The 4,083-nt window shown below is 62.9% G+C and carries 5 protein-coding genes; 3 read left to right on the top strand and 2 right to left on the bottom strand.

The window, feature by feature from the left end; translation table 11 throughout:
* Window positions 1-345: 345 nt before the first annotated feature.
* Window positions 346-684, top strand: a complete 339-nt coding sequence (locus tag V6M49_RS08595; RefSeq protein WP_332760858.1) for a hypothetical protein — start codon at window positions 346-348, stop codon at window positions 682-684.
* A 127-nt stretch (window positions 685-811) separates the two neighbouring features.
* On the opposite strand, the gene V6M49_RS08600 is transcribed toward V6M49_RS08595, so the two are convergent.
* Window positions 812-1,153 (bottom strand): hypothetical protein, encoded by a 342-nt coding sequence (locus V6M49_RS08600; protein WP_252573588.1) that lies wholly within the window; start codon window positions 1,151-1,153, stop codon window positions 812-814.
* Between the two features lie 120 nt (window positions 1,154-1,273).
* On the opposite strand from V6M49_RS08600, the gene V6M49_RS08605 reads away from it, so the two are divergent.
* A complete protein-coding gene (locus tag V6M49_RS08605) occupies window positions 1,274-2,491 on the top strand; it encodes an MFS transporter (RefSeq protein ID WP_332760859.1) in 1,218 nt (405 codons plus the stop codon).
* A gap of 7 nt (window positions 2,492-2,498) precedes the next feature.
* On the opposite strand, the gene V6M49_RS08610 is transcribed toward V6M49_RS08605, so the two are convergent.
* A complete protein-coding gene (locus V6M49_RS08610) occupies window positions 2,499-2,858 on the bottom strand; it encodes a ribbon-helix-helix protein, CopG family (RefSeq protein WP_332760860.1) in 360 nt (119 codons plus the stop codon).
* Window positions 2,859-3,505: 647 nt separating this feature from the next.
* Between V6M49_RS08610 and V6M49_RS08615 the strand changes: the two genes are divergently transcribed.
* Complete coding sequence (locus tag V6M49_RS08615) at window positions 3,506-4,048, top strand: alternate-type signal peptide domain-containing protein (RefSeq protein ID WP_332760861.1); 543 nt, start codon at window positions 3,506-3,508, stop codon at window positions 4,046-4,048.
* Window positions 4,049-4,083 lie beyond the last annotated feature (35 nt).

A 4,083-nucleotide genomic window follows, 5' to 3' on the forward strand; every position in this document is an offset into this window, starting at 1 on the left:
GTGAAACCTGTTGGTCCCCACCACTGGCGCAGGTCGCCGGGCACGGTCCAGGCCGCCCAGACCCGGCTCAGCGGAGCGTTGAACTCTCTGACCACATCGACGTCATACGTGCCGGACATGCGAGTCCCCTTCTGTAGCTGAGATTGGGCAAACGTATCAGAAGTCCCTGTCCAGCGTCCTCGTTTCGGTGGCCGCGGAGGCGCTTGGGGGTCCGCGACATATCTGGGCCCAAATGTTGCGCACATCACATTCGTTGCCTACTCTGGATGAGGCTGCAGAGGCGCGGCCATTGGCCGCAGAGTCGCGGCCTCCCCGGCTGCAGCGTCGCAGCCACGCAAGGAAGGCATGATCATCTTGTCCGAAAAGCTCAGCATTCTTGTCCGTGTAGATCTCGACCACGCGAAGGCCCAGGTTCTCGCCAAGGGCCACGTCACCGTCCACAGCATCCAGGCCCTTTACGTGGTGGTGAAACGCGCCAACGCCTTGAAGCACAACCTGGACCTGGAACTGGACGTGCGGAACGCCCGCGTGGATCCCGAAGCCCTGCGTCAGCTTCAGGTCTGCTCCGAGACCCATCACCTGCCCACCAGGATTGACCCGCAGCAGACCCACTGCACGCTGAGCATTCTCGCGCCCCGCCGCGCTACCACCCATGCGGCCGAGTTCAGCCACGCCGCAGCCTGACCCACGCTTCATTTGGCGCGAACGGGACATTTGAGGCCCCTGTTTCGAAGGGCCTGAACTGTCCGTTCGCGCTTGGGGGAGGGCTTAACCGTCCGTTCGCGCTTTGGTGGAGGGCCGCCGTCGGGGGTTATCCGACGGCGGGAATCCCGCCGGCCAGCTCCGCCGCAGCAGCGAGGGCCCAGCGGTCGTTCTCCGGATCGAAGAAGACCACCATGGATGAATCGGCTTCGCGGGCCTCGTCGAGGGCGAACAGCAGCGCATCCTCCAGATGCTGCGCGTGTTCCAGCCGTTCGGGAAGCGTGCCCGGAAGACCGCCGTCGTCAATGACGACATGGGCCTTGCCGTCCACGATGACCTTCAGCGCAAAACCCTGGTCCTCATGAAGGGACCCCCGGGTGGATGCAATTTCCGTGACTTTGTCGGCCCGGACCAAACCATTGTTGATGGTGCGGATCCACACTTCACCCATGAGACCTCCTTGGCTGAGAGGGGCAGGCGGAAGCGCCCCACAAGGCAAACGTTAGTCCTCGCAGGGCCGCTTGTGACCCCCTAAAAGCTGGCGAATTTCCGGCGGCATAAGATAAATCTGATGACTTCGCCAGGAACCCCACAGCCGTTCAACTTCCGAAGCATCGCCATACCCGCGTTCGGGCCGGCGCTGCTGTTCTGCATCGGCGAAGGCGCGGTCCTCCCGGTGGTGGTCCTCTCCGCCCGTGACCTCGGCGCCTCGGTGGCGGTCTCCGCGCTGATCGTCACCCTGATCGGGCTCGGCTCGTGGTTTTTCAATCTGCCGGCTTCCCTCATCACGCTCAAGTTCGGCGAACGCTGGTCCATCGTCGGCGCCGCGGCCGTGGGTGCCCTGGCGCTCGCGGCCGCCGCCATGTCATCCATGATTCCCAATGGACTATGGCTGCTTGCGGTGGCGATGGCCGTCGTCGGGATGGCCGCCAGTGTCTTCAGCCTGGCGCGGCAGAAGTACCTCACCGAGGCGGTGCCCGTGCAGTTCCGGGCGCGGGCGCTGTCGACGCTGGGCGGGGTCAGCAGGATCGGCGTCTTTGCGGGGCCGTTCATTGGTGCCGGCGTGATGCAGTTCGCCGGGATCGCCGGAGCGTACTGGGTGGGGGTGGTGGGCATGGCGGCCGCCGCCCTTCTGGCGGTGACCATCCCGGACCTGGTGGTCCCGCCAGCGCCCGACGGCGGCCATAGGGGTCCGGAGCCGACGCTGCGGAATGTGGCGGTTTCGCACGCCCGAGTGTTCCTGACGCTGGGTGTGGGGGTCCTGCTGCTCAGCGCGCTGCGCGCGTCCCGCCAGGTGGTCATCCCGCTGTGGGCGGACCATCTGGGCATGGATCCGGCCCAGGCTTCCGTGATTTACGGACTGTCCGGGGCGATCGACATGCTGGTGTTTTACCCGGCCGGCAAGGTGATGGATCGCCGCGGCAGGCTGTTCGTGGCCATCCCGTCCACCATTATCATGGGCGTCGCGATGCTGCTCATCCCTTTGTCTGCGTCCTTTGGCGGGCTGCTGCTGGCGTCGCTGCTGATCGGCTTCGGCAACGGCATCAGCTCCGGCCTGATCATGACGCTCGGCGCCGACTTCTCGCCCGATCGCGGCCGCGGCCAGTTCCTGGGGCTGTGGCGGTTTATCGCCGATGCGGGATCAACCGGCGGGCCCGTCCTGCTCTCCGGGGTGACGGCGCTGGCCAACCTCGGCGCGGGAGTCTCAGCTACGGGCGTCCTGGGGTTCGCTGCGGCCGGTGTGTTTGCGGTGGTGCTTCCGCGGTTGCGGCACCGGCGGAATTACTAAGGGACTTTCAGGAGGCTTTGGCCAGATATTCAGCCAGGGCATCTCGGATGATCGCCGACGGGTTCCGGTGTTCCTTCTGGGCCTGCTCCACGAGCCTGGCGTCCATATCCTGAGGCAGCCTGAGGGAACGGGACGGCGAAGTTCCTTTGGCGCTGAGTGAGGGTTTGCCGACGGCGCGTCTGACTGCTTCAGTGGAGCCAAGCGCGGCTTCGAGGAGGGAACGGCCCGCCTCGGGACCGTCCGCCTTGCTGATTCGGGCCTCGGGTCCGATGTCTGCGGTCTCTGCCCAGGATGCCAGCTCTGCGTAGCGGGCCTGCTCCTCGGTATCGAGTTCCTCGGGTGCCTGGGCTTTTTTTGTTTCGTTCACTTGCCAGCCTGCCTTTCTGCGATGTCCAGGATTCTCCTGCGGGCTTCCATGACGTGGAACATCAGGATGTCGTTCGGAGGCGTGATCACCACCATGACTTCAAGGATCATGCTTCTGTCCCTCGTAGGCCGATAAACAGGTCCGGTCTTGTGCGCGAATCGACTCGAGGTTCATCGAAATGTTGTACATGGTAGGTCTGATTCAGGATGGCATTCAGGGCATCCTCATGGTTGATGCCATGTTTGTCTGCACTGGCCGCCCAGACGATCCCCATTGCCTTATTGTCTTGCAATACTGGCCGTATTGCAAGACAATCTCGGTTGGTGTCCTAGCCGCCGGCATTCTACCGGCCTGCTGGTATTTCCCGCGACTGGTGTGTTTGCCGTTGTGCTTCCGCGGTTGGGGCACCGGCGGAATTACTAACTTTGATGGACCGGAATTACTAACTTTGTTTGACTGGAATTACTAACTTTGATTGACTATTTTCCGGCAACCTATTCGAAGAAACTGCAGGTCAGGCGCCTGTTTTAAGACTTGGAGTATCTTGAGGAAACCTTGACGGAATACCCCGCTCTGTCCTGATTTAGGGCGTGCAATGTTGCTTTCAGTTAGAAAAGAAAGCACGTAAAAGTCTGAGGGGACACACCGTGAAGAACAGCACATTGATTAAGGGATCCGCAGCTATCGCACTGGGCGCAGCACTGCTGCTGGGCGGCGGCGGCACACTGGCCAACTGGAACGCATCGGCCGCACAGACGCCGGGCATCATCGTTGCCGGCGACCTGAACGTCGTCAACGGCGTCGGCGCCTGGACCGACCGTAACGGCGATCCTGTCACTATCTCCGCCTACAAAGTGGTCCCGGGCGATTTGCTCACCTTCACGCAGGACCTCAACGTCACGCTGGCGGGTGACAAGATGGCCGCCGAGATCGCCACCTCCGGGATCACCGCAACCAACGGCTTCACTCCCGCGAACGTCACGGTTTCCGCTCCCGTACTGACTGTCGCCGGTGATCCTGTTTCCAACCCGCTGACCCCGACGGGAGAAACCCAGACGGTCACGGCGACCATCACCTTCGAATTCAAGTCCAGCACGTCCGACCGCGCGGACGTCAGCGCAACCTACAACTTCAACAATGTCGGTTTCACCCTGACCCAGGTCAACACCGCGGGCGACGGCCTGTCCTAGTCTGAACTAGGCGGCCGGCGGATCAGCCGGCCGCC

It is taken from the genome of Pseudarthrobacter sp. (assembly GCF_036675385.1).
Taxonomy (GTDB): domain Bacteria; phylum Actinomycetota; class Actinomycetes; order Actinomycetales; family Micrococcaceae; genus Arthrobacter.

What these genes read in the sequence shown, in the direction of transcription:
- V6M49_RS08595 (WP_332760858.1), top strand. Translation starts at nt 346, where the DNA reads ATGATCATCTTGTCCGAAAAGCTCAGCATTCTTGTCCGTGTAGATCTC.
- V6M49_RS08600 (WP_252573588.1), bottom strand. Translation starts at nt 1,153, where the DNA reads ATGGGTGAAGTGTGGATCCGCACCATCAACAATGGTTTGGTCCGGGCC.
- V6M49_RS08605 (WP_332760859.1), top strand. Translation starts at nt 1,274, where the DNA reads ATGACTTCGCCAGGAACCCCACAGCCGTTCAACTTCCGAAGCATCGCC.